Annotated in this window: 1 protein-coding gene and 1 pseudogene; one reads left to right on the top strand and one right to left on the bottom strand. The window is 42.1% G+C overall.

Annotation, left to right across the window (positions count from 1 at the left end; all coding sequences use genetic code 11):
- A pseudogene (locus PX484_RS00870) lies at window positions 1-454 on the top strand (plasmid replication protein, CyRepA1 family); the annotation flags it as partial.
- A gap of 298 nt (window positions 455-752) precedes the next feature.
- Here PX484_RS00870 and PX484_RS00865 read toward each other — a convergent pair.
- The coding region (locus tag PX484_RS00865) for a nitroreductase family protein (RefSeq protein ID WP_288102669.1) at window positions 753-1,322 on the bottom strand (570 nt) is incomplete at its 5' end.

Raw genomic sequence — 1,322 nt, 5'->3', positions numbered from 1 at the left:
GTGTGATCGAGATGCTTTAATTGCGCGTAAACTGATAGAATCAGGTCACGGAAGTTTATTTATTCCCGATTTTAATAGTAGTCAATTAGGAGTGATTATCGGGACGTTAGAATTGTTGGGAATTCCCGTATTATTAGCTAACCCTGAAAGAGAATTAAATAATCATGATGCCGATTTACAAAAAATGGCCGAAATCGCCATTAAAAACCGTAACGAGATTAAAACTATCACCAAGATTAACCTCTCTAATAGTTCCCGTCCTCTGACGATTATTCGTCATTTTTTAAACTTGTTAGGTTATAAATTAACCAGCAAGGGCAGCCAGAGAATTGCTAAAAAATACCTAAAAGTTTATCAGATTGTTGCCCCTCATGATGGGAGAGAACAAGTGTTTCAACAATGGTTATTTAGAGACGAAAAATGTGCGGGAAGTTCTGAGATTTGGTATGAATAAGGTTCTTAGGGACTTCTTATACAAATAATTAACCTTATATCTTGTGAAAAAATTAAGATCGATGTCGGCAGTATTAGCGCAGCTTGATGCAGATTAAATTGTTAATTTTGCCACAATACAAGGCGTTGCTGAATCAAGCTATGAATGTCAACCGTGCCATCCTATCTAAAAGTTAGTTTGCCAGAAGATTCCTATCTCAAATCAGCAACGCCAACCCCTGCCAACCGAAACCGATAGCAACTACTCAACCACCGGTCAAAACAGCGATTAAAACAAGATTGAATCCAGTTAATAGAGTTCAGATTTGATAGGGATTACCCAAGCGATCCACAAAAACATTGTAATCTAAGGGTAAACGCCCCGGATTAAGCCGCGGTTCCGCTGCGTAACCGATGGGAACGACGACAGCGATCGCCAGATGGGGATGATCGGCAGCACCGATCACAGCTTTTACCTTGTCCTCGATCCAACCGTTGAGAAAACAACTAGATAAACCGAGACTTTCAGCAGCTAAAACCAGATGAGTAGCGGCGATCATGGCATCTTTAATCGCGTATTCCCGGGTTTTTTCGCCCAAATCCTTTTGAAATCCCGGGATTGCCTGTTTGAAATATTTTACCGTGCCTTCGCTCCAGGCACCTGTACTGAGAGCCTGTTCATAGATAGGAGTTAGATCTCCTCCTCCTGCGGCAGCATCGGCAGCGAAAACAAAAGTAACCGGCGCTTGGATAATTTGCTTTTGTCCCCAAGCGGCCTCGGCTAAAGCGGCCTTTTGTGCCTCATCTTGTACTAAAATAATTCGCCAATCTTGGATGTTGAAACTACTAGGTGCGGCAACGGTTAATTCTACTAGGGTTTTCAGCAGTTC

It is taken from the genome of Microcystis sp. M49636_WE2 (assembly GCF_030065375.1).
Lineage (GTDB): Bacteria > Cyanobacteriota > Cyanobacteriia > Cyanobacteriales > Microcystaceae > Microcystis > Microcystis aeruginosa_C.
The sequence above is the reverse complement of the archived record's forward strand: the minus strand, read 5'-3'. Positions and strand labels throughout refer to the sequence as shown.